Below are 24,286 nucleotides of genomic sequence, written 5' to 3' on the forward strand. Positions count from 1 at the left end.
GGAAATTTCCATGAGCTGCGTTCTAGGTCTTGATATCGGTACCACCTCTACGATCGGCATTCTCGTGCGACTTCCGGACGAAGTGCTCGGCATCACATTGCGACCCGTTACCTTGACGTCGCGTCAGCCCGGCTGGGCTGAAGAAGACCCGGAACAATGGTGGAGCAATTGCTGTGCCATCATTCAAGAGCTGATTGGCACAGCCGGCATCTCAGCCTCAGAGATTGTTGGCGTTGGTGTTACCGGTATGTTGCCTGCAGTTGTTCTCCTTGACGAGAATGGTGCTGTGCTTCGACCAAGCATTCAGCAAAGCGATGGACGTGTCGCCGCTGAAGTCGCGGAACTGCGCAGTGAAATCGAGGAAGTTGAATTCATTGCCAAGGCTGGCAACGGCATAAACCAGCAGCTTGTCGCCACCAAGCTGCGCTGGATCGAACGGCACGAACCGGAGGTCTTTGCCAAGATCGCAACCGTCTTCGGCTCCTATGATTACATTAACTGGAAGCTGACCGGAGAACGGCGGATTGAACAAAACTGGGCTCTGGAAGCTGGTTTTGTCGACATCGCAACCAACGAGTTGTCCCCGGAGTTGATCGCCCTCACCCACCTGCCTTTGTCGGTCGTTCCAGCGAAGGTCTCATCTCATGCGGTCATGGGAACGATAACGAAATCCGCTGCCCTCTCCACGGGCCTTGCAGAGGGGACACCGGTCGTCGGCGGCGCTGCCGATATGATTGCCTCAGCGCTTGCGGCAGGTGTTTCGCAAGAAGGTCAGGTACTGCTCAAATTTGGCGGCGCGCTGGACATTCTGGTTGCGACCGCAAAGGCAGCGCCAGATCCGCGCATGTTCCTCGACTACCATCTGGTACCGGGGCTTTATATGCCGAATGGTTGCATGTCGACCGGCGGTTCCGGGCTCAACTGGTTTGCCGAGAACTTTGCAGGCGGCGAAAAGCAAGCTGCAGTTGATGCGGGTTTAAGCTTGCACCAGCATCTCGACACGCTTGCCGCGAAAATCGATGCGGGCGCTGACGGCGTGGCGATTGTTCCGTATTTTCTTGGCGAGAAGACGCCTATCCACGACCCCTTCGCCCGAGGCACCATTACCGGTCTTAGTCTCAATCACAAGGTCGGCCATGTTTGGCGGGCATTGCTTGAGGCCTATGCCTATGCTGCACGCCACCATATCGAGGTGCTTCAGGATATGGGGCACCACCCCAAGCAATATCTCGCTTCTGACGGCGGTGCGAACAGCCGCGTCTGGATGCAGATCGTGGCGGACGTACTTCAGGCTCCAATTCGCCAGCTCAAAGGGCATCCAGGCTCATCATTAGGCGCAGCCTGGGCGGCGGCTGTGGGCGCAAATGCCGTAGACGGCTGGTCGGGAATTGCCGCCTTCGTTGAAAACGGCGACCTCATCCTGCCAAGACCCGAAAATGCAGCGACTTACAACAGCGGTTACCAACGTTTCCGCGAGATCTACACCAACCTCAAGCCGCTTTACAGAGAGTAATCACAACGATGACGATCAAAGCCATCGCATGGGATATTGACGGTACGCTCGTGGATAGTGAGCCGCTTCACCACAAGGCACTTCTGGCTGGCACGGCGCATTTCGGCACCGATCTCAGCGATATTCCAGAAGAACGATTTCGCGGGGTCCATATGGATGCCGTCTTTGAAGCGGTCAAACCGCGATTGCCAGCCGATTTGAGCTTTGAGCCATGGATCGAACGCATTCGTGACCATTACATCGCCCATGCGGGCGAACTTCGGCCCATCACGGGCGTCCTGGAAGCAATGGACGCGGCAAAGGACTACGGTCTGTTGCAGGTATGTGTCTCAAATTCCGGTCGAAATATTGTCGACACCAACATCGCCGCGCTTGGAATTGCAGATAAGCTGCGCTTTTCCATCAGCATCAATGATGTACTGCATGGCAAGCCTGATCCAGAGCCTTATCTGGCTGCGGCCGAGCGGCTACGCCTTGCTCCAGCACAGATGATAGCAATCGAAGACAGTTTGACGGGAGCAATCTCGGCGCGTGCCGCAGGCATGAAGGTCGTCGGCTACGGTTTGGCTGAACAGCCCGGAAATCCAATCGATCACTACCTGCATCACTACGCCGAGCTACCGGCAATCCTGCGCGCTCATATGTGAGCGCGCAGACCGCATGAAGATCAACCGACCCAAGGTCGGAAGAAGAATACGAAGCTAACGCCGTCTCCGGATTGAACCGAAGACGGGCACAACAAAGGGGTTCACCATGAGCAAGTTTTTTGATCTTTTCCCGACGAAGAAGCCCATCATCGCGATGGTGCATCTTAACCCGATGCCTGGCGCTCCGCTTTATGACGCGGAAGCTGGCATCGAAGGTATCGTCGAGGCAGCGCGTCGCGATCTCACTGCTTTGCAGGACGCTGATGTCGATGCTGTCATGTTCGGCAATGAAAACGACCGTCCATACGAACTTGCTGTCGATGTCGCCTCCACGGCGACCATGGCCTATGTCATTGGCCGCCTGCGTGGTGAAATCGCAAAGCCTTTTGGCGTCAATGTTCTCTGGGACCCCAAAAGCTCGGTCGCTTTGGCCACGGCAACCGGCGCGTCATTCATGCGCGAAATCCTGACCGGCACTTATGCCTCCGACATGGGGCCATGGACGCCAAATGCGGGTGAAACGATGCGCTATCGCAATCGTCTGGGCCGTTCGGATCTTGTCATGCTGGACAACGTATCTGCTGAATTCGCGGATTCAATGGATCGCCGCCCCCTGCCCGATCGGGCACGATCGGCAGTCTTCTCGTCCATTCCGGATGCCGTTCTGGTGTCGGGCACGATCACCGGTGAAGCCGCCAATGTTTCGGACCTCGAAGCCGTCAAGCGGGTGCTGCCAAACACGGCGGTGCTGGCCAATACGGGCGTACGCCATGCAACCGTCACCGACATCCTCAAGATTGCCGATGGCTGCATTGTCGGTTCGTCGCTGAAGGTCGATGGCAACACCTGGAATGCGGTCGATCCGGAACGCGCCAAGGAATTCATGAACATCGTGAAGAAAGCCCGCAAGGACTAATGAAAAGACAATCGCGCGCGGTGACTGTTCGCCGCGCGCGATTTACGCCTATCATGCTCCCAAAGGCTGTGCCAGACGCGCCCGATGCCGGCTCAATCGTTCGATCAATATCGGCAAGCCCGTACCCGCCACAATGAGACAACCAATAACGACCTTTTGCCAATAGGATGGCACACCCGCCATCAACAGCGTCGTATTGATCATTGTGATGACAAATACTCCAAGTAGCGTCCCGAGCACTGTACCGTGACCGCCTGTTATTCGGGCTCCACCGAGAACAACGGCTGCGATGACATTCAGCTCCATGCCGACAAGATCGAACGGATTTGCCATGCGCGACAGGGTCATATGGGTCATGCCAGCCAGACCAGCAATTGCGCCCGCCAGAACATAGATCAACAGCTTGACGCGCCCCACGCGAATGCCAATGCGAGCGGCAGCTTCTTCAGAACCGCCGATGGCGTAGATTTTGCGCCCGAACAGCGTGAAGTTCATGATGAAGGCGACGAATACAGCGACCCCTACCAGAACAAAGAATGACATTGGAAGCGAGACCATCTGACCCAATGCGTTCTCCATCCGCACCAGAATGCTGCGCGCGAAATTGATAACTTCACGCGGCACCGACGTGATGTAGACCGTCCCGACGAAGGTCAGCAACGCGCCCCGAAAAAGGCTCATTGTACCTAGGGTGACGATAAGCGTCGGTAGACCAACTCCACCGACCAGTATTCCATTGATGAGACCAAGACTGGCCCCTATGAGGGCTGCCAGTCCGAAATAGGCGACAATCGGAACATGGATATCGATACCCATGACGATTTTCACCGTTGCATACATCGCAAAGGCGCCGATTGCCGTGCAGGACACGTCAATGCCGCCGGATGCCAGCACCATCATAACGCCGAGCGCGAATATTCCGGTCACCAGTGAGTTACGTGCCAGGTCTATCAGCGTTGCCGGTGAGAAGAACGCAGGATTGAGAATGCTCAGCACAATCGCAAAAGCAACTGCGGTCATAAAGACGACACCCTGTGGTGTCGAGAGCACCCGGATCAACGAATTATTCATGGCCGGTCCTCCCGAATGACTTCCTGATAGAGCGTTTCTTCATCGATATCACCGGCATCGAAACTGGCAACAATTCGCCCCTTCACCATCACCTTGATCGTGTCGGACAGTGCAATGGCTTCGCCAATGTCGTCAGTCACCACCAGAACCGCTGTTCCCGAACGGCTCAATGCGAGCAATAGTTCGTGGATTTCCCGTTTGGAACCAACATCGACGCCGACTGTTGGACCATTGAGGATAAGCAGCTTCGGTTTTCTCTCCATCCATCGCGCCAGAACGACACGCTGTTGATTGCCGCCTGACAGCGTCACCACAGGTGGGAAGACACTGGGTGTCTTGATACGCAACCGCTTAACGGCTTCGCGCGCGCGCTCGGTGAGGCTCGACGCGCTGACAATGCCACCTTTAGTATCCGCTTCAAGACTTGAGACGATGATGTTTTCACGGATCGGCTGATTGAGAAAAAGGCCTTCTGTCAGACGATCTTCCGGCACATAGGCAAAGCCGTGTTCCATCGCGTCTGCAGGAGCCATGAGATGTATTGGTCCATTCACATCTTCAATGCGACCCTCGTCCGGCGTAAGACATCCAAACAAAGCCAGCGCAAGTTCCGTTCGTCCTGACCCCAGAAGGCCCACAACGGATATGATTTCGCCCGCGCGCAAATCGAGATTGATCGAGGCGAACTGGCCGCGTCGCCCAAGATCGCGCACTTTGAATATGGCTTGCGAAGGCGTGACCGCCTCACGCGCCAGACGCTGGCTGTCAATTGGTCGACCGGACATGGCCTCTACCAGACGCGCTGGATCGAATTCACCTATCGGTCCTGCCACCACGACATGACCATCACGCAGAACCGTGACGCTGTCGCAAACAGCAAAAACTTCCTCGATCTTGTGACTGACAAACAGAAAGGCAACGCCTTCTGCTTTCAGCGCAAAGACGATATCAAGAAGCTTGGCGACCTCGCTGCGGGTCAAGGCCGTGGTGGGTTCATCCATAACGATAATGCGCGCATCATTGGCAAGCGCACGCGCAATGGCAACCAGCTGCTTGGAAGCAACAGGCAGTCTTTCCACCAGAATATCGGGATCAATATCGACCTTCATTCGTGCAAGCGTTTCAATCGCCCGTTTACGTCCCGACATGCGATTGAAGAAACGCTTGTTCTCGGTCACTGCCGCCAGAAAGCTGACATTCTCCCAAACAGTCAGATTGGGGAAAAGCGCAAAGTCCTGATAGATGACTGAAAGCCCCGCTGCTATCGCGGCTTTCGCGTCATTTTCGATGAACTTGCCGCCAATCGTGACCGTCCCGGCGTCGGCACGAACGACACCGGATAATATCTTGATCAAAGTCGATTTACCGGACCCGTTTTCACCGGCAAGACAGCGCACCTCACCCGGTCGCAGGCTTAAACCCACATCTTCCAACACCCGTACGGGACCGTAAGACTTGGCAACAGCCTGCATTTCCAGAACAAAAGCGCCGGAATTCTGCGTATCACTCATGCAGCTCTCCCATAGAGGCCGCCGGTTGTCCCGGCGGCCCATTGTCCATGGATCAGAAGTCGTAATTGCCCATATTTTCCTTGGTCACATCGACCCAGGCCTGGCCATAGACAACCTTGTCCTTGAGCTGAACCTTGTTGTAGCCTTCGACACCAAGGTCCATGCCATCGGTTACGGCCTTGCCATCAATGGCCATTGCGGCGAGCTTGTTCATGGCGATACCAGCCTTGGCCGGATCCCAGAACGAGATCATGTTGATCGTGCCGCTTTCAAGATATGGGCCTGAAACCGAAACAAGGCTCGTGCCGACAATCTTGACCTTGCCTTCAAGACCCGCTTCCTCGACCGCGAGCGCCGCACCGGCAACATCTTCACCTGCGGAGCCCTGAATGCCCTTGAGATTCGGATAGGTTCTCAACAGTTCCTTGGTCTTGGCATAGGCCGTCTGCTGTTGCTCGTTGCTCTCGATCTTGTCGGTCGCGAGCTTCATCTTCGGATAATGCTCTTTCTGATAGGCAATGGCTGCATCAACCCATTCATTATGGGTTTTTGCCGTCAGATGGCCAACGAACACTGCATATTCGCCCTCTTCGCCCATCGCTTCGGCCAGTGCCTTCATCAGATGTTCGCCATAGGCGCCATTGTCGAAAGCTTCGACGTCATAGGTGACGTTCTTCATGCTTGATGCTTCGTGGCCGATTACCTTGATCCCGGCCTCCAACGCCTTGCCGAGCACGGGCTCCAGAGCTTCCGGGGAATTCGGCACCACGGTGATCGCGTCCACCTTTTTGGCAATCAGGTCTTCGATCAGCTGAACCTGCAGGGCAGCATCAGCCGAAGCAGGTCCGATCTGGGTGGCGTTGTTTCCACTTTCCTTGGCATATTCCTTCACGCCGGTTTCCATGCGATTGAACCAGGCAATGCCGGAAAGTTTGACGACGGTGACGATGGTGTGTTTTGCGTCCTGCGCGTTCGCATAGAATGCACCACCAGCAACAATAGCTGCGCTGACAGCAAGACCGGCTGCCATTTTCCTCAAGCTGATATTCATTGTTATTCCCTCCGTTGGTTCGCCCCTGCTTGCCTTCCCGGCAATCAGTCAGGCTGTATTCTGGCGAAGCTTCTGCGGCTTTCACCAATTCCTTTCCGGACGCGTGACTGCGTCCGGCCTCCCTTCAAGCCGATGCGATCCGCATCAGATCGGCAGTCCGCTCGTAGAGCTTCTTGAACGTATCGAAACCCTGCTGGTAGACGTGCTTTGTTCCCGCATCAGGTTCAATGCGCCTTTCCACCGGGTTCCATTGCTCAATATCGGCCTTCGCGACGTCGCCGACCGCAAGTGCACCCAGAAAACAATTTCCGTAGGCCGCACCGATGGTCTTGCTTCTCACGAGTTGGACCCTTCCGCTGACATCGGAAATGGCCTGCGACCAAACGGCATTTCTGGTGCCTCCGCCCACAGCAGCTATTCGCTCCAGCGGTGCATTTGCTGCGTGATAGGTATTGAAAATGTCGTTGACGCCATAAGCGACGCCTTCAAGTAGCGCGCGATAAATGTCAGCGCGCTTATGCGTAAGATCGAGACCGAAAATCATGCCTCGTGCTGACGGATCATGAACTGGTGTTCTCTCACCGGAAAAATAGGGCAGTACAAAGAGCCCTTTTGCGCCGGGCGGTGACGATGCGGCTTCTTCCGCCAGTGCTTGCAAGGCGCTGGCGGCGGGCAACTCGCGAGCGAACTGCTCCTGAAACCACCGTGTCAGCGTTCCGCTGGTCGACGTGCCGGACATACAGGCATGTTCTCCACGGAAAAGCCAAGGCGCATACCACAGCCGCGTATCAGCGATGCGTTGATCCGTAACCAGAATGATGAACATGGTCGAGCCATACATGACCATCATTTCGCCAGACTTCTGCACGCCAACGCTTACAGCCTCAGCCGCAGCATCGATGGTGCCAGCGATCACAGGCGTTCCAACAGCGAGCCCGGTCGCGGCTGCGGCTTGCGGCGTCACCGTTCCCGCAATGTCGGTTGTCCAGAGGAGATCGGGCAGTTGCTCACGTGAAACGATGCGTTCGGCAAAATCGTCAGTCCAGTCCTGCCGTGCAACGTCATAAAGCGGCGAGAATCCGGCCGCGGAATAGTGATCAATCGTATAGTTCCCCGTCAGCCTGTGAACGAGGAAGGAGGAGGAATTGAGGAACTTGTGTGTGCGGTCAAAAATATCAGGATGGTTCTTCTTCAACCAAAGGATTTTTGGGCCAACCGATTGCGAGGTCAACGCATTGCCGCCTTCCCGCATCAGGCGTTCAAGCCCGATTTCAGCGGTCAGTTCCTCTATCTCAGCAGCCGCGCGCGTGTCGACGCCATAAAGAACGGCATTCATGAGCGGAGCGCCGTTTTCATCAACTGGCAGCATACAGGGGCCAATGCCGCTGGCCGCGACTGCGCGAATATCGCTGGCTGCCACAGAACTTTGTTCGATCAATTCACGACTAATCGAACAAAATTCACCCCACCAGTTTTGTTCAGCATCATGTTCCGCCCACCCCGGTTGTGGAACCAGCATGCGATGCGGACGTGCGGCAGAGGCGACGATCCTTCCTTCCTCATCGGAAAGAACGCCCTTCGATTCAAATGTGCCTATATCGATGCCCAGATAATAGCGCATCAGGTGTAAAGATCCCTGTCGAGGCTGAAGTCCTTGTTGATCCTGCCAATAGCCGCGACCAGAAGCGCAGTGAGACTTTCAAGATCACGCAGATCGCACATTTCAAGCGCCGTATGGGTATAACGGCACGGGAAACACACATCGATACAGGCAACGCCCTCATTGACGAGCTGTACATAAGACGAATCCGTCAATGCGCCTGTATGGGCCGTGCGTTGCAACTGGATGGCTTCGCTGGCAGCGGTGTCGGAGAATAGTTTCGGCAGTGCCGGATGGGGGATCGTTCCATTGAGCGTGCCGCGCCCATGGAAAGAGTAAAGGCTGATGGCCGGACCGCCGCCCAACTGAATTTCACCGCGATGAGCCATATCCGGCGTATCGGCGTTGAGCCCGATATCGAGCTGAATGGCGATATCCGGTTTGATGGCCTGCGCTGCGACCATGGCACCACGCAGGTTGAACTCTTCCAGAACCGCGAAAACAAAATGAACGGTTGGTCGTGGACCACCTTTCGCGAGCTGACGGGCAACTTCCATCACGACGGCACAACCGGCCCGATCATCAACCGACGTTCCAATAACGCGGTTTTCGTTGAGATGGATGACGCGCGGTGCATAGACCACCGGCGTACCGATCTCAATGCCGAGCGCCTTTACATCCGCAGCGCTTTCCGCGCCGACATCGATGAAAAGTTCGGCATAGGGCGTAACCTTGTATTTTTCTTCGGCTGGCGTGGCATGATGGCTCTTATTCGCAATGACGCCGTGAACGTCGCGCCCTTCGCCGACACAAAATAGCACCGCTTGCGCAGGCAACGCCTTTTCCGGAATACCGCCCAACCGTTCGATACGGATCAGGCCATTGTCCTCGACCTTGCGCACGATGAAGCCCAGCTGATCCGTATGCGCAAACAGCATGACGGAGGGCGCATTTTCATCCCCCTTCATCGTTGCAATCAGATTGCCCAGACGATCGGTTGCAAATTCGAGCGGCAGATCAGCCAGATCGCGGGCGATGAGACGCCGCACGCGATCCTCATGGCCCGACAGGCCAGGCGTCAACATCAATGCTTCGAGCGTTGAACGTAATCGATTTTTCATGCCGTACGGGCCTTTCTTTGGAAAACGGGCGCAAGGCCAAGTAGGCCTGCCAGAACGCGTGCCGACATGACGACCACAAGCAGGCCACCAAAGAACAGATCGCGTGAAAACGCACTGAACGACAGAAAGTTCAGGCCGCTCGATATGAGCTGGAGACAGATGACGGCGAGCGTCACACCGGTCACGGTGCCAAAGCCGCCGGCTGGCGAAACGCCTGCCAGAATATTGATGAGAATGACAAGAAGCAGATAGGAGCTACCATAATCGGCATTGGCGGAATTGACACGCGCCAGAACAACAAGCCCCGCAATCGATGCGATGAGACCAGCAATAGCGTAGATACGAAGCAACAGACCTTTTTCGCGCGTGCCCGCAAAATGGGACGCGACGGGATTGGCTCCGAACAGCCGCAGGTGGATACCAACCGGTGTTCTCTTCAGCAAAAAGCCCAACAGAAGCGCTGTGGCCACAAACAGAACGAGTGGCAGTGGCACCACGCCGCCGACCGACCAGTTGCCAAAGGCTGTGTACCACTGTGGCAGGCCCGTAATTGCAGGGCCGCCGGTAATTACGATACCAATCCCGGAGAACAGCTGCATCGTGCCAAGCGTAGCCAGAATTGGCGGCAGGCGCAGATAGGCAATCAGAAAGCCGTTGAGCAGCCCGCAAGCAACACCGATCAGCAGCGCAACCGGAATGGCGAGGATGGCGAGTTCGGGTCCGGCCCTCATCATCACCGCTGCGACGATAGCGGCGAGATTGGCTGTGGCCACGACAGAAAGATCTATGCCGCCAGACACCATCGTCGGCAGAACGGCCAACGAAAGCAGCCCGAATTCAGGAAACTGAAATCCCATTGAATTGAGGTTTGCAGCCGTTAGAAAGCCCGGCGCGAGCAGGCTCAACACTCCAAAGATGGCAATAGCCAGAACGGCCAGCCCCTTCAGATAATTGCCCGTCGTGTCCTGTCTTGCATCCATTGGCGCTCTCCCCTGCGCTGGTTGCCTTGGCCCGCTTAGCGGGCGAAAACGTGTTTGGCGATTAGCATTTCAGTTCCTCCCCCGAGGCGCCCGTTAAACGGTTTCCAGAAAAGGCAGTTGGTCGCGATAAGGCTGCAAAGAGCCTTCGAAACCAATATCGGTGATAAAGCCGCTCAAATCCTGCAGCCCACAAACCGGCGCAAAACTGCGGCATCCAAGTTTACGCTGATCGGCGACAAGTATCGTCTTTTGCGCAATGGCGATTGCTGCGCGTTTCACTTCTGCTTCCTCGACGGTAGACGTGGAAACACCGTCAAGATCGACACAGTCGGCGGACAGAAAGAAACAATCGGCGCGGATATGGCGTAGCGTTTCCGTGGCCCAGGCCCCGATGAGCGAATAATAGTCATTTCTGACCCGACCGCCGATGATATGCACTTCCGTTGCGCCAACAGCCGCCGCTTCGGCAATCTTCAGGTCCATCGTTACAAGCGTGATCGCCCTGCCCGCAAGCGCGCGCGCGACAGAAAGCGCTGTCGTGCCGGAATCAAGAATAACGGTGGAATTATTGGCAACATAAGCAGCAGCAGCTTCGCCAATCCGCGCCTTGGCGCTCTGGCTTATGCGTAGCTTTTCGAGAAACATCGGCTCGGCAACACCCTCACCCGCACCACGGGCAACGACGCCGCCGTGAATTCTCAGTATCAACCCCGCCTGTTCCAGCGTGATGAGATCACGACGCAATGTCGGAAGCGAAACACCCATGATGCCAGCCAGATCCGAGGTGCCAATACGCTTTGCGTCGGCGATGACGTCCATCATCTGCCGGTGACGTTCCTGCGGAAAACGTGTTCTTGCTTCGCTCATGTCCTGCTCCCAATGTGAACATTAGTGATCGTTTTGAGCGAGTCAAGCGATTCCGTTCATATTCGGAACTGTGCAGAGCGGTGTGCAGACAGCTTGGGAAATCATGATTTAGAAGGTCTGCAGTGGTTCAAACCAGCATTGCAAGGCAGCGCTTTTTCAGATCAGCCAATATGGGCGCGCTGCGGTCGCGTGGACGCGGTAGTCCGACATCGAACACATCACGCACCCGACCGGGATTAGGCTCCATGATCAAAACCCGGTCAGCGAGATAAAGCGCTTCTTCCACATCATGCGTAACAATAATGATGGAGACCTTGTTCTTCTCCCAGATGGACAAAAGTTCATCTTGAAGACGCATTCGCAGGATGGAATCCAACGCACCGAAAGGTTCATCCATAAGCAGAATATCGGGTTCTTGCGCCAGCGCTCTGGCTATCGCCGCGCGTTGAGCCATCCCGCCTGAAAGCTGCTTCGGATAGGCCTTCGCATAGTCGCTGAGACCAACGAGCGCGAGGTAATGCTGTACTCTTTCGCGCTTGGATGCGGGCGAAAGATCAGACTTGTCGAAAGCCAGCTCGACATTGCCCTCAACAGTCAGCCATGGATACAAGCGATGGTCCTGAAAGACCATCCCGATCTTTGTCGGTGATGTTTTGTCAGTGTCGCCACGCGTAATCGATCCGCGATAGTCGCCATCCAGTCCGATAATCAGCCGCAGCAAAGTGGATTTTCCGCAGCCCGACGCGCCGACAATGGATATGATCTCCTTGTGCCCGACCTGAAAATTGATATCCTTCAATACGGGTCGAGGTGCGCCATCGAGAATAAAGGACTTGCTGACATGTTCGATTGAAAGGGCGTTCATCAATTCTCTGAGCTCCAGGGCGATACAATCGATGTGACACGGCGGATGATGGATGCAAGCAAGACGCCGCCCGCTGCCAGGGTGAAGACGCCCACGATCACGATATCCATGCGGAATTGATCGCGTGCGCTGGCAATGTAGCTGCCCAATCCACGACCATTTCCAATAGCATATTCAGCACCGACAGTTCCGATCCAGGCCGATAGAGCGGCAATCTGCAAACCAACATAGATGTTCGGAAGCGCCGACGGCAGGCAAAGGCGACGAATGCGGGTCCAGCGCCGCAAATTCAATGTGTCAGCAACTTCTATCAACGAGGACGGCACCTGCCGCACACCCTGCTCTGTTGCAAGAAAGAGCGGGAAAAATGTCGAGAGAGCGGTAAACACAAGTTTGGTGCCCTCACCGTTTCCAAACCATGCCGTCAGCAGTGGTATCCAGGCAAAGAGCGCAACCTGACGCACGGCATGAATAGACGGTGCGAATGCCAAACCGGCCCAGCGGTAGCTGCCAACCACATAGCCGAGTGCAAGCCCAGCAATGCACCCGATAGTGCCACCGATCATCACGCGAACAATGCTTGCTAAAAGCCCCGCCCACAATTCGCGCCCAGAAGGGTCAAAGAACGGCGCCTCCAGCACCTGCAAGGGATGAATGGCCATGGGGCCAGTGATCAGCCCTGCAGATACACCACCCCACCAAACGGCGACCGCCACAAGCGGCACCACTGCGCCACGAGGAATCCGCAAAGCGGAACGTTCAGCTTTAGACATGACTACCCTTCCGCATCAGCGCTTCCGCCCGCTTCAGGAGAAGGTCGAGGGCAAAGCCGACAACGCCCACAACGAGCATGCCAACAATAACGATATCGAGCTGGAAAAGCGTGCGGCCCCAGACCATCATGTAACCAAGCCCGTCAGTGCCCGCGAGCATTTCCACAACGATCAGGGAAACAAATGCCTGACTGAGCGAAAGTCGGACGCCGCTCGCGATATAGGGCGCCATGGCCGGGATTGTCAGCTTGAAAAACCGGGTACGCGCACGGAGGCCGAGAATGTCGGCAACCTCGTTGAACCCTTTAGGAATGTTCCTTGCTCCTTCGGCAGTACTGATAGCCATGGGCACGAAACAGGCTTTAGAAAGGATGATGATCTTCACGCTTTCTTCGATGCCGAATAGCAGGATCAGTATTGGCAGCCACCCAAGTGAGGGTACTGCGGCAAGCGCTCTGAAGCTTGGCCCCAGATAGGCCTCTGCGATTTTAGATTTCCCAATCAGGAAACCGAACGCAAAGCCGAGGGATGCGCCAATCAGAAAACCCTCGGCAATGCGTTGGAAGCTGACGACGGCGGCAGAGAATATGTCGCCATCCTTTAGAAGATCCAGAAACGTATTGAAGACCCAATCCGGACGCGGCAGTACTTGCGGCGAAATCCAGCTGTAAGCCGACGCAATCCACCAGAGAACCAGCAAGCAGACCGGCCCGGTCAAGGCCAGAACTGAGCTTTTGATGAGAAACTGCAGTTTCGCCAGTCGCTCGTCTTTCATTCTCCGGGAGACGCTAAAGTCGGCTCCAGCTTCGAACGTCGCCATCAGCTTTCTCCGATCAGTTCAGAAGTTCACCCGTCGCGGAACGATCAGGCCACAACGACTGAAGGTTCAATGTCTTGACGGCATTGTCCACGTAGCTTCTATCGACCCATGTATCGAGATCGATATCATGCCTAATGAGCTTCTGCTGCTTGTCGAAGTCGATACCGCTGCGATAACGCGCCGCAAAGAAACCATCGAGACGCGGATTGTACTTCTTACCAAGCTCGCCGCCTTCATTGGACTTGCGAATGACCTCTATTGGCGACCCTGCCCGCGACCAGATACTGAATGCCTCTTCCCGGTTTTTGTCATCCGACAGCCATTGCGCGGCTTTGACAAAGCCCGTCACGACTTTCTGCGTTGCTTCCGGATAGGCTTTACGGAACTTGTCGGTGACGAGGAATGCGCCGAAACCGTCGCCGGTCGCGCCAACAGCAGAGGATTTGTAGAAGATCTTGGCCAGACCTTTATCCTCAAGTGGAAGCAGGAAGTCTGCACCGAATACGGCATCGACGCTCTTTGCTGCAATAGCCGCAAGCTGGTCCGCATTTTTCAGATCGACGATGGTGATATCTTTTTCGGAGAGGCCAGCATTCTTCAAAGCCGTAATCAGCGCCCAGTGAATGATTGTCGCTTTCTGGATGGCGACTTTTTTGCCCTTCAAGTCGGCAATCGTCTTGATGTCGAGGTCCGGCCTGGACGCGCCAAAGATCGTGGTGCCGCCATAGGACGCCAGAATGACAGTATCGAGACCATTGGCCTTGCCAATAATATTGGGAACCGCACCATAGGACGCAAAGTCCAGCTGACCGTTAGACAGCGCTTCGTTGATCGCTGGACCCGTTCCCGTGAAATAGGTAAACTCGATCTTGGTAGAGGTGCCTTTGAATTCGTCGGCGATAAAGCCCTTCGCGTCAGCAATAGCCTGAAGGCCAACGCCGAATGGCGTCCCAAACCCAAAGCCCACATCACCAAAGCGAATAGTCTCAGGCGCATCCTCTGCATGCGATGGCGCCACCGCAGCTGTTAGAACGCCGACAGCCAACAGCATGGTTGATAGAAAACGTCTCATACATTTCTCCAGTCAGGGTATGATTTTGCCGGTCTCGAAGATCCGGTAACTCCAGTCGCCAGCCGTTCCGCGCGGCTTGGCATTTTTCCATCCCATCTCTCGACGGAAGCTCCCCATCACACCTCGTGCGATGAGTTCGCTCTCTGTCGCGCCTTCAATTGCCTCGGAAAGAGGCGACACGTAGAGCGCGTCTGTCGGGCAAAAAAGCTCACACAAGAAGCAGGTCTGGCAGTCCGATTGCCGCACGATGATGGGTGCGCCATCGGGAACAGCCTCGAACACATCGTCCGGACAGGCCTCAACACAAAGATCGCACTTGATGCAGCGGTCTTCACTAACGATCTCAATCATGATGCTGCACTCACTCGATTTGCGCTCTGGAACGAAGCCCAGATGTTGTCGACACCACCGGAGTCGATCGGCTTCGCCATGGTGGGATTTGCTTCCGGAAAATCCGTACGGCGCTGCAAGCCACGGCTTTCCTTACGCAACAGCGCGCTATGGGTTGCCCAGCGGGCGGTCGCGATAAGCGCTTCGACCTCACGCGCCTTCGTTGAGCGTGGTAATCGCCAGGGCTCGTCCTGCCAAAGTGCGGTCAGCCTGTCAGACATGGCGACCAGACGATCATGATTCCTGAAGAACCCGCCATCCAACGGAAGAACCTGTTGTTTGACATCATCCAAAACCGCATCGACATCGCCAGTTGCCTGATCGGCCCGTTCGCTCAATTGCGCATTGGCGGAACGCACAGCCCGGTCGCGCCAGTTTGCACCAAGCGATTGCACAAACTTCGCCGCATCCTCGCCAGCCCATGAACCTGTCGCCATCGCCCAGCTGGAGTTCGGTCCGCCACCGCCGCTCGAAGCCCCAGACATGCCCTGACGGGAAGCGGCATCGCCAGCGGCAAACAAACCAGGGATCGTCGTCGTTGTACGACCGTCAATCTTGAGCCCACCAGTACCGCGAACCGTGCCTTCATGACGGAGGGTGATGGGAAAACGTTGCGTGAATGGGTCGATCCCCATGCGATCGAAGGGCACAAAAATGTTCGGCTGTCCCCGGCGAAACCCCTCTTGTAGACGCGGCGGCGCTTTGTCCAGCACCGCATAGACCGGGCCCTTGATTAGTTCCCGCGCGACAACGCTTTGGCGATCCCCTGCCGCAGAAAGTTCATTGCCTTGTTCGTCACTGAACGTGCCCCAGAAATAGACAACGCCTTTCGTCACACTTGAATAGGCGGGAGAAATGCCAAACTGCGCCGAAAACTCCATGCCGGAAAGAACGGCACCCGCTTCCGCAGCCATAAGATAACCATCGCCAGTAAGGTTGTTGGTGCCAAGCGCACCACTTCGAAAAGCACAGCCGCCCGTAGCGATCACAACTGCACCGGAACGGATATGCAGAGTTTCACCAGATCGCCGATATCGCGCAATGGCACCTGCAACCACTCCGTCCGACACAAGCAGTTCTTCGATCGGGCAATGGTCGATGATCTGGACACGCGCCTTGATGAGCTTCTGCCGCATAAACCGCAGATAGTCGGGTCCCCGCAGCATGCCGCGATAGGGTGTTCCATCTTCATAAGTTGGAAAGTCGTAGCCCCACTGGGCGAGCAAATCGAGGTTTTCATAGGTTCGGTCGAGCACGCGCTCGATGCGCTCTTGTTCTGCGAACCCTTGCCCCAACCGCACCCTCTGTGTGACCGTCGCGCTCCGTTCGGCACTACCGCGACGTGTGTAGATCGTCGTGGTGTTGCCGGCAGCGGTAGCACCGCTCGTGCCAACATAACCCTTCTCTACTAGTACGACGCTCGCACCGTTTGCAGCAGCATTCCACGCGGCCCAGCAACCCGCTGGCCCTCCTCCAACAACAAGCACATCCGTTGATATTTCTAACGTATTTTTGGTCATGGTCTCTCGCATTCGCGAAAAGCCTATAATTTATATAGAATTTATCAAGGAAGGTTCTATCAGCCCTAGCGAGCCGACTTAAAATAGTTTTCTATAATAATGAAACGCGCCGCAAACACTTAAATGTTTGCGGCGCGTAACTGAAATATTCAGGCAGTAGCTCGTGGTCGTATCGCGATATTGCCTCAGAGCATCATCCTGGGCATGCCATCGGGCCTCAGATAGCGCCGAAGCGCTGCAATGCGGAAAATGGCATTCACAGCGCCATAGCCCTTATAGCTGCGCCGCTGCACGACTTCGAAGAAAAAGCCCTGATCGTCGGTCGGACTATAGAGCTGGAAATACTCGCCGGTTTCATCGCGATCATAGAGCACATTGGCGGCTTTGAGCTTATCCGTGAAATCCGGATCGAGGCCGAGCCTCGCTTCGAGATCATCATAGTAGTTGGGCGAAATTTCCAGTGTATGAAAGCCGTTGGCTTTCAGTGCTGCGGCTGTCGCGAAAATATCGTCAGTAGCAAATGCCAGATGCTGAATACCTGAACCGAAGGTTTCTGCAATGAACCGGCCAGCCAATGTGCGGCGGTTCTCAGCACCATTAAGCGTGATCCGCAATGAGCCGCTGTCATTTTCAACAACCTGACTGCGCACGACGCCGCCGGGATCGACAATATCAACCATAGGCGATTTCCGGGATTCCGTAAGCGACGTGTAGAACAGAAGCCAGGTCAAAAGCTCATCGAACTTCATCGTCTGGGCGACATGGTCGATATGGGTCAACCCCACCCCGTGGAAGTTGCCAGCCTCTGCGACAGGTTCGAATTCTATATCGAAGATACGACCCAGATCGGTCTTTTCATCAAGGAAATAGATGAGGCCACCGCCAACACCGCGTATCGCTGGCATGCCGATCTCGCCGGGGTCGAGCGGCTGTTCGAACGGTTCTGCTCCCAATGCAACTGCTCTTGCTTGCGCGGCTGCAGCATCATCGACGACAAGGCCCATGGCATAAGCCGTTGTGCCATGAACAGCATAGGCCGAGCTTGCAAAGCCGCGTATATCGGTATTGACGACCAGATTGATCTCACCTTGACGATAGAGCGCCACATCCTTGGTTTTGTGCTTGCCCGCGAGCTGAAAACCCAAGGCGCCCAGCACCGATGCAAGCCTATCGGCGCTATCGGCATGGGCCGTAAACTCGATGAAGCTGACGCGCGCCACTTTGGCTCTCGCCGGCATATCGGTCACAGTCAGCCGGTTTTCTGGTTCCACACGACGCACCTGATCGCCAAGATAAATCAACGAGCGACGGCCATCAGCCGCGATGGACGCAGGCAACCCACCGCGGAACTGATCGTTGAAAATCTCCAGCGAGAAATAGCCGTCATAGCCGGTCGCGGCCACGGCGCGCATGAAATCCAGAACCGGTAGGTCACCCTCACCCGGCATATTGCGATAGTGACGGCTCCAATAAAGGAGATCCATATCGATCAGCGGCGCGTCGGCCATCTGAACGATGAAGAGTTTTTCCTTTGGAATGGAGCGGATCGAATTCACGTCGATCTTGCGCGCAAGCGTGTGGAAGCTGTCGAGGATCAGGCCGACATTGGGATGGTCTGCCCGGCGCACAATCTCCCAGGCATCGCGATGATCGTTAATGTGGCGACCCCAGGCGAGCGCTTCGTAACCCACGCGCAAATTGCGGCGCGCTGCCCGCTCGCCAAGCTCGCGGAAGTCATCGGCTGCCCGATCAAGGCCGCCCATAGCAACCGGCGATATATTCGAGCACACAAGAACGAGATCAGTGCCTAGCTCCTGCATCAGATCGAATTTGCGCTCAGCGCGGTCAAAGGTGCGACTGCGCAACGGTTCAGGCATGCCCTCAAAATCACGGAAAGGCTGGAACAGCGTGATCTCTAGTCCGAGATCACGCGCCATACGGCCAACCTGACGCGGGCTTTCATCAAAAGTGAGAAAGTCGTTCTCGAAAATCTCCACACCGTCGAAGCCGGCTTTGGCGATAGCTTCGAGCTTTTGCGGCAGATCACCACTGATCGAAACCGTTGCTATCGAAGTTTTCATGGCGTGCTCTCCTGCTTCCGGTTCTTGTTGCGCCCGCGTTCAGTAAATTCGGGCCAGTATCGTCGGTTCATTGCGCGTTGTTTCAAAGTCGGGTTTTAAATTCGGCTCGTCCCCGGACGCCCGGTTTGAACGCCAGCACCTTGCCAGCAAGTGGTTCTATCGTTCGCTCTTGAGGACCAAGGGGCTCAATCGCCGAGGTGACAAATAGTGCATCGAGGGCTTCGCCACCAAAGCAGCAGCAGGTCGGATGGCTGACCGGCAGTTCGATCACGCGGTCTATCGCGCCGTCCGGGTCAAAACGGATGAGCTTGCCGCCAGCGTAAATCGCACTCCACATAAAGCCTTCTTCGTCAACGCAACTGCCATCCGGTCGTTCCGGCGCAGTCGTCGTTGTGAAAATCTGCGGCTCCCCAAGCTGGTTTTGCGCGGGGTCATAATCGCGCATCCAGATCGTATAGGCACGTGTATCAGCGAAATACATGCGCTTGCGATCTTGATCGAAGGCTAGTCCGTTAGGAATTGCAAGATCGGCGGCTTCCCTTGATACGGCATAATCCGGTTGTACCCGGTAAAGCGCGCCCACAGGTGCGTAATCCGCTTCGCGCAAGGTGCCGATCCAGAAATTGCCCGCCCAATCCGCACGTCCATCGTTCTTGCGATGACCTGAGACATCCGGTTCAGGGTCCACAAGAAACGTCTGTTCGCCGCTCGCGGGATCAAAGGCAAATAGACCATTGTCGCAAGCTAGAATAAGGCCGCCTTTTTCCCGCAAGGCCAGAGACCCAATACGGCGGGCCTCAACCTTGTGCTGTTGAACTTGCCCCGCTTGCGGGACATAGCTCATGAGCGCCGGTGTGAGCACATCGACCCACCATAGGGTGCCCGTCTGCTCACACCAGACTGGACACTCCCCCAGACGATTGGCAGGAGCGTCGATGATGTCAAACTTTTGCGTCGTCATGCTCGACATGTCCGCCAAGGAACAGCTGCCCCACGCGCGGATCAGCAAGAAGCTTTGAGGCTTCATCATGCATGCGCGTTTGACCAAGTTCGAGAACCAGGCCGTAATCCGACATGGCGAGCGCGGCTTTCGCATTCTGCTCGACCATGAGAATGGTTACACCCTGATCGCGCAAGCGAATGAGTGTTTGAAACACCTCCTGAACGAGATTGGGTGACAGACCGATGGACGGTTCGTCGATCAAAATGAGCTTCGGATCAAGCAGAAGAGCACGGGCGACCTCCAACTGCTTTTGCTGGCCGCCTGACAGTTCAATCGCTTTACGGTCCCGGAACTGCCGCAGCATTGGAAACTGATCCATGACCTGCTCGATGCGGGCGCGAACCTTGGATGGATCAGGTGATGTGATACCCCCAAGCTCAAGGTTATGGTAGACGGAAAGTTGCGGCACCACATTGCGCCCTTGCGGCACATAGGTCACGCCGTTGGCGATCATCTGGCGCGGCGTATTGCGGGTGACGTCTTTTCCGTCCAGCAGGATTTGTCCCGAGTGGATGTTCAAGAGACCGAAGATCGCCTTGAATACGGTTGACTTACCTGCTCCATTCGGGCCGATCACAGTCGTAATCGAGCCCTTCGGAATGGAGAAAGACACACCGTTCAAAATGGTGATCTTTCCATAGCCACCGTGAAGGTCTTTGAGTTCAAGCATATGTCATCCTCCCAGATAAGCGTCGATAACCATCTGGTTTGACCGGATTTCTTCGGGCTTGCCTTCAGCAATGATGCGGCCTTCCGCCAGCACTATAATGCGCGTGCAAAGGCTCATGACGAACTCCATATTGTGCTCGATGACCACAAAAGTCGTTCCATGTTCCGCATTATAAGCAACGAGCCGATCCTTGAGATTAGCAAGCATTGTCAGATTAACGCCACCGGCCGGTTCATCGAGCAGAACAAGACTGGGGCCTGCCATGAACGCCATGGCAGCATCGACCAGCTTTTGCTGGCCGTAGGAAAGCGACCCCGCCAGTTCGTCGCGAAGATGGTTGAGGCGGAAGAACGAAATCATCTGCTCTGCTTCTTCGGTCAGTCCGGCATCGCCGGGACCGAAAAGCCGCGAGGCCATGGTGCCTATGTGTTCCTGTCCAGCGAGGATGATGTTTTCAAGAACAGACATCTTCGGAAAGACTGAAAGCTGCTGGAAGGTTCGTCCGACGCCAAGCTTGTTGAGGTCGGATGCACGCATGCCCGAGACATTCTTGCCGTTGACCTGCACCTCGCCAGCATTGGGCTGAAGCTGGCCAAGGATGCAGTTGAACAGCGTCGACTTGCCGGAACCGTTCGGCCCGATCAGCCCGAGGATCTCACCCTGATTGACGTCGAAGGACACGTCGCGAACGGCGTGAATGCCGCCGAAACGCTTCTCGATATTGCGTACGGAAAGTACAGGACTGCTCATTTCAGCCGCGCTCCTTCGCTCATGTCACCGCGCACCTGACGCTTCGGCCAGAATTTTTCGCGGAACTTGCCCCACACTCCGATCAGACCCGAAGGCACGAAGATCAGCATGACGATCACCAGCACGGAATAAATGATCAGATAGTAGCCTTCCGTGAAGCGAAGCACTTCCGGTAGCAGAATGACAACTGCTGCACCGATGAAGGGGCCAAAGAAGAAGCCTGCACCACCCACAACAACCATAAGCAAAATGCGCAGTGAATGGACGAGACCAAACGAACCCGGCTCGATAAACTGTACCAGCGGCGTGATCAGCGATCCGGCAAGCCCGCCATAGACCGAGCCGATGGCAAACGCCAGAAGCGTGATGCGACGTGTATCAACGCCAAGACTTTCAGCCCGGATGGGGTTTTCCCGCAGAGCCTTGAAGGCGCGGCCCCACGGGGAACGCACGATGCCCCACATGATCTGCGCGGCGATAACAGTGATGCCAAGCGTGAAGTAATAGAATGGCAGCTGCTTGGTGGTGGCGAACAGTCCGAGATGAGGACGCGGCATACCGACGAGACCGTAATTGCCGCCGGTCAGCCACTCTTCGTTACGCAACACCAGAAAGACCAGAGTGTTGAAGGCAAGCGTCACGAAGGCAAGGAAATGCCCTTTGACACGCAAAGCCGGATATCCAAGTACAAGGCCCACAATGAAGCAAAGTACCAGGCCGACCGGCATTGCCAGAAACCAATGCCATCCGGCGAGCGTCAGAAGCGCCGTGGTATAGGCGCCAATCGCCATGAAGGACGCCTGCGCCAGCGAAATCTGGCCTGCATAACCGAGCGTCAGGTTAAGACCCATCGCTGCGATCGAGAAGATCAGCCAGGATGTCAAAACGTAGATGATGTAGTTGCCCTGCCCAATCGGTGCGAGCACCGACAAAAGCAACAATACGGCAATTGAAATATTGCGCTTGCTTGCAGTCATCACACGGCCCTCCCTTCGGAAGTGCCCATGATGCCCTGTGGGCGGACGAGGATAATCACGATCAACAGGACCAATGGCAAAGCGGCACGATATTGCGCGGTCACATAAGCCGCCGTGAGATTATCGAGAACACCGATCAGCAATCCTCCGACGAGCGCACCGCGGATCTGGTTGAAACCACCAACAATGGCCGCAATGAAGGCGATAAGGCCAAGCGTTTCACCGTTGGAAAACTTTGCGAGGTAGACGGGGCTGATCAAGTAGGACGCCAAAGCCGCCAGAGCTGCATTGATCAAAAATGTATAGAGGATCATACGCTTGACATTGACGCCAAGAATTTCAGCAACAGCCGGGTTTTGGGCTGTTGCCTGCATGCAGCGACCCGTGCGGGTGCGATTGAGGAACAGCGTTAGCAGAACGACGATACCGAGCGATAGCGCCAGATTGAGAATGTCACGCAATGAGAGAACCGCGCCGAAAAACTCGATTGGATCGTTCGGGAACATCGATGGGAACGGCTGTGCTTCAGCGGAATAGAATTCTTTCACGCTTTCTTTGAGCAAGATGCCCAAGACCATCGTCGCGATGATCAGCGTGATCCCCCCATGGGGCAGAATGGGTTCAACGATCAGCTTCTTGAACAAAAGCCCAAGCACGATCAGAGCAACCACCAGCCCGATAAGCAGAGCGGGCCAGAACGAAATACCAAAGATGGTCATTGCCGCCAGAACGAAGAAGGCCGGCAGCATCACGAATTCACCCTGCGCGAAGTTCACGGTCTGGGCTGCTTGCCAAACAAGCGTGAAACCGATCGCAACAAGTGCGTAAATGGAGCCGGTCGCAAGACCGGATAACAAAACCTGTAGAAACTGGGACATGACTTTACCCGTCTGAGGCGGCAGCCAGACCGCCGCCTCTGCTGAAAGGATTGATCAGTTTGCCGGAACAGTACCAATGACCGTCGGCACACCGCCCTTCACCTGAACCATGAAGCTTGGGCGGGACATTTCTCCGCGGTCATCCCAGCAGGTGTCGAGAAGCACTTTCGGATAGTCAGCCGCCTTCAGGCAAAGACCATGCATCTTTTCAGCAAATGCTTCACCGTCGAGCTTGCCCACCATGTCAGTGACATATTTGGTGGTCCAGACGCCGACATAACCCTTCAAAGCGTCATGCGTCGGCTTGCGCTTGTAGGCTTCTTCGAACTTCTTGGCGAATTCGCCGATGCCCGGCACATCCGTCGCCGCAGCTGTGATGCCAACATGCGCGATAGCGCCATCCGCAGCACCGCCTGCAAGTTCAACTACCTTGGCTTCCGTCAGCGTTACTTCGCCAACGAGAGGCATCTTCAGCCCCTGCTTCTTGGCTTCGATCAGGAAACGCGCAGATTCTTCCTGATTCATATAGACGAAAATCGCTTCAGGATTAGCCTGCTTGAGCTTCGCAACGTCGGCCGCATAGTCAGTCTGCGCCTGCTCGGAGGCAACATCGGCGATAATTTCGATACCGGCCTTCTTCATTTCCTCAACGAAAACGTCATGACCGCCTTTGCCGAACTCGTTGTTCAGCCAGGCCACACCAACCTTCTTCGCCTTCAGCGTGTCTGTGAAGTAGGACGTCAGTGCTGGAACGCCCTTCTGAGCGCCGGTCGAGGTGCGGAAGACGAACGGATTGCCCTTTTCGACAATGCTCGGCGATTCCGAACCGACGAACTGCGGAATGCTGTTCTGCTGGGCAACCAGCATGTTGACCATCGTCGAGCCCGAATAGATCGTGCCGAGAATGGCATATGCGCCATCATCAATGGCCTTCTGCACGAGCGCGCGCGAGACCTGCGGATCGGTCTGGGTATCATACTCGCCCAGCTCGACCTTCTTGCCCAGAATGCCGCCGCCCGCATTCACTTCATCAATGGCGATCTTGATGCCGTCACGCCAGTTCGTGCCAGACGGCGCGCCCGGACCGGACAGTTCGACAACCATGCCGAGTTTGACCACGTCTTCTGCGTGGGCTGCGCCGAAAGTCGCAAAAACCGCCGTCGAAAGCGCCAGAAGTTTCTTACGATAATGCATTTTAGTTCCTCCCCTT

Annotated in this window: 23 protein-coding genes; 3 read left to right on the forward strand and 20 right to left on the reverse strand. The window is 55.7% G+C overall.

Features of this window, described 5'->3' with window-relative positions; all coding sequences use genetic code 11:
* Positions 1-10 precede the first annotated feature (10 nt).
* The 3 genes from FHW00_RS12055 to FHW00_RS12065 all read left to right on the forward strand — a co-directional run bounded on the left by FHW00_RS12055 (position 11) and on the right by FHW00_RS12065 (position 3,076).
* Complete coding sequence (locus FHW00_RS12055) at positions 11-1,513, forward strand: FGGY-family carbohydrate kinase (RefSeq protein ID WP_078337101.1); 1,503 nt, start codon at positions 11-13, stop codon at positions 1,511-1,513.
* A gap of 8 nt (positions 1,514-1,521) precedes the next feature.
* On the forward strand, positions 1,522-2,160 hold the full coding sequence (locus FHW00_RS12060; protein ID WP_078337102.1) for an HAD family hydrolase: 639 nt from the start codon (positions 1,522-1,524) through the stop codon (positions 2,158-2,160).
* 106 nt (positions 2,161-2,266) lie between these two features.
* A complete protein-coding gene (locus FHW00_RS12065) occupies positions 2,267-3,076 on the forward strand; it encodes a BtpA/SgcQ family protein (protein WP_078337103.1) in 810 nt (269 codons plus the stop codon).
* A 51-nt stretch (positions 3,077-3,127) separates the two neighbouring features.
* Here FHW00_RS12065 and FHW00_RS12070 read toward each other — a convergent pair whose 3' ends face one another.
* The 20 genes from FHW00_RS12070 to FHW00_RS12165 form a co-directional block, all read right to left on the reverse strand.
* Positions 3,128-4,147: an ABC transporter permease gene (locus FHW00_RS12070; protein WP_176168285.1), complete on the reverse strand. Its 1,020-nt coding sequence runs from the start codon at positions 4,145-4,147 to the stop codon at positions 3,128-3,130.
* The gene (locus FHW00_RS12075; protein WP_078337104.1) at positions 4,144-5,658 is read right to left on the reverse strand and encodes a sugar ABC transporter ATP-binding protein; all 1,515 of its coding nucleotides are present in this window, start codon (positions 5,656-5,658) and stop codon (positions 4,144-4,146) included. The genes FHW00_RS12070 and FHW00_RS12075 overlap by 4 nt, the downstream gene beginning before the upstream one ends.
* A 52-nt stretch (positions 5,659-5,710) precedes the next feature.
* Entirely contained in the window at positions 5,711-6,709 is a 999-nt protein-coding gene (locus tag FHW00_RS12080) for an autoinducer 2 ABC transporter substrate-binding protein (protein WP_078337105.1), read from the reverse strand.
* 124 nt (positions 6,710-6,833) lie between these two features.
* Positions 6,834-8,330, reverse strand: a complete 1,497-nt coding sequence (locus FHW00_RS12085) for an FGGY-family carbohydrate kinase (RefSeq protein ID WP_078337106.1) — start codon at positions 8,328-8,330, stop codon at positions 6,834-6,836.
* The gene (locus tag FHW00_RS12090) at positions 8,330-9,430 is read right to left on the reverse strand and encodes a M42 family metallopeptidase (RefSeq protein ID WP_078337107.1); all 1,101 of its coding nucleotides are present in this window, start codon (positions 9,428-9,430) and stop codon (positions 8,330-8,332) included. The genes FHW00_RS12085 and FHW00_RS12090 overlap by 1 nt, the downstream gene beginning before the upstream one ends.
* Complete coding sequence (locus FHW00_RS12095) at positions 9,427-10,410, reverse strand: ABC transporter permease (protein WP_078337108.1); 984 nt, start codon at positions 10,408-10,410, stop codon at positions 9,427-9,429. Before FHW00_RS12095 ends, FHW00_RS12090 begins: the two co-directional genes overlap by 4 nt.
* A 93-nt stretch (positions 10,411-10,503) precedes the next feature.
* Positions 10,504-11,277, reverse strand: coding sequence for a DeoR/GlpR family DNA-binding transcription regulator (locus FHW00_RS12100; protein WP_078337109.1), 774 nt, complete (start codon positions 11,275-11,277; stop codon positions 10,504-10,506).
* 127 nt (positions 11,278-11,404) lie between these two features.
* Positions 11,405-12,142, reverse strand: a complete 738-nt coding sequence (locus FHW00_RS12105; RefSeq protein ID WP_078337110.1) for an ABC transporter ATP-binding protein — start codon at positions 12,140-12,142, stop codon at positions 11,405-11,407.
* On the reverse strand, positions 12,142-12,915 hold the full coding sequence (locus FHW00_RS12110) for an ABC transporter permease (RefSeq protein ID WP_078337111.1): 774 nt from the start codon (positions 12,913-12,915) through the stop codon (positions 12,142-12,144). Before FHW00_RS12110 ends, FHW00_RS12105 begins: the two co-directional genes overlap by 1 nt.
* Entirely contained in the window at positions 12,908-13,735 is an 828-nt protein-coding gene (locus FHW00_RS12115; RefSeq protein ID WP_078337112.1) for an ABC transporter permease, read from the reverse strand. Before FHW00_RS12115 ends, FHW00_RS12110 begins: the two co-directional genes overlap by 8 nt.
* A 13-nt stretch (positions 13,736-13,748) precedes the next feature.
* Positions 13,749-14,807, reverse strand: coding sequence for an ABC transporter substrate-binding protein (locus FHW00_RS12120; protein WP_078337113.1), 1,059 nt, complete (start codon positions 14,805-14,807; stop codon positions 13,749-13,751).
* Between the two features lie 12 nt (positions 14,808-14,819).
* Positions 14,820-15,158, reverse strand: coding sequence for a 4Fe-4S dicluster domain-containing protein (locus tag FHW00_RS12125; RefSeq protein WP_078337114.1), 339 nt, complete (start codon positions 15,156-15,158; stop codon positions 14,820-14,822).
* Entirely contained in the window at positions 15,155-16,717 is a 1,563-nt protein-coding gene (locus tag FHW00_RS12130; RefSeq protein WP_078337115.1) for an FAD-dependent oxidoreductase, read from the reverse strand. Before FHW00_RS12130 ends, FHW00_RS12125 begins: the two co-directional genes overlap by 4 nt.
* Positions 16,718-16,902: 185 nt before the next feature.
* Positions 16,903-18,798, reverse strand: a complete 1,896-nt coding sequence (locus FHW00_RS12135; RefSeq protein WP_078337116.1) for a bifunctional sugar phosphate isomerase/epimerase/4-hydroxyphenylpyruvate dioxygenase family protein — start codon at positions 18,796-18,798, stop codon at positions 16,903-16,905.
* 82 nt (positions 18,799-18,880) lie between these two features.
* Entirely contained in the window at positions 18,881-19,759 is an 879-nt protein-coding gene (locus FHW00_RS12140; RefSeq protein ID WP_176168286.1) for an SMP-30/gluconolactonase/LRE family protein, read from the reverse strand.
* Positions 19,740-20,471 carry an ABC transporter ATP-binding protein gene (locus tag FHW00_RS12145; protein WP_078337118.1) on the reverse strand — a complete coding sequence of 244 codons (732 nt, stop codon included), beginning with the start codon at positions 20,469-20,471 and terminating at the stop codon, positions 19,740-19,742. Before FHW00_RS12145 ends, FHW00_RS12140 begins: the two co-directional genes overlap by 20 nt.
* A 3-nt stretch (positions 20,472-20,474) precedes the next feature.
* On the reverse strand, positions 20,475-21,221 hold the full coding sequence (locus FHW00_RS12150; protein ID WP_078337119.1) for an ABC transporter ATP-binding protein: 747 nt from the start codon (positions 21,219-21,221) through the stop codon (positions 20,475-20,477).
* Positions 21,218-22,198, reverse strand: a complete 981-nt coding sequence (locus FHW00_RS12155; RefSeq protein WP_078337120.1) for a branched-chain amino acid ABC transporter permease — start codon at positions 22,196-22,198, stop codon at positions 21,218-21,220. Before FHW00_RS12155 ends, FHW00_RS12150 begins: the two co-directional genes overlap by 4 nt.
* On the reverse strand, positions 22,198-23,076 hold the full coding sequence (locus tag FHW00_RS12160) for a branched-chain amino acid ABC transporter permease (protein WP_078337121.1): 879 nt from the start codon (positions 23,074-23,076) through the stop codon (positions 22,198-22,200). The genes FHW00_RS12155 and FHW00_RS12160 overlap by 1 nt, the downstream gene beginning before the upstream one ends.
* A 54-nt stretch (positions 23,077-23,130) precedes the next feature.
* Positions 23,131-24,270, reverse strand: coding sequence for an ABC transporter substrate-binding protein (locus FHW00_RS12165; protein ID WP_078337122.1), 1,140 nt, complete (start codon positions 24,268-24,270; stop codon positions 23,131-23,133).
* Between the last annotated feature and the right edge of the window lie 16 nt (positions 24,271-24,286).

The sequence above is a fragment of the Ochrobactrum sp. P6BSIII genome (assembly GCF_014138065.1).
Lineage (GTDB): Bacteria > Pseudomonadota > Alphaproteobacteria > Rhizobiales > Rhizobiaceae > Brucella.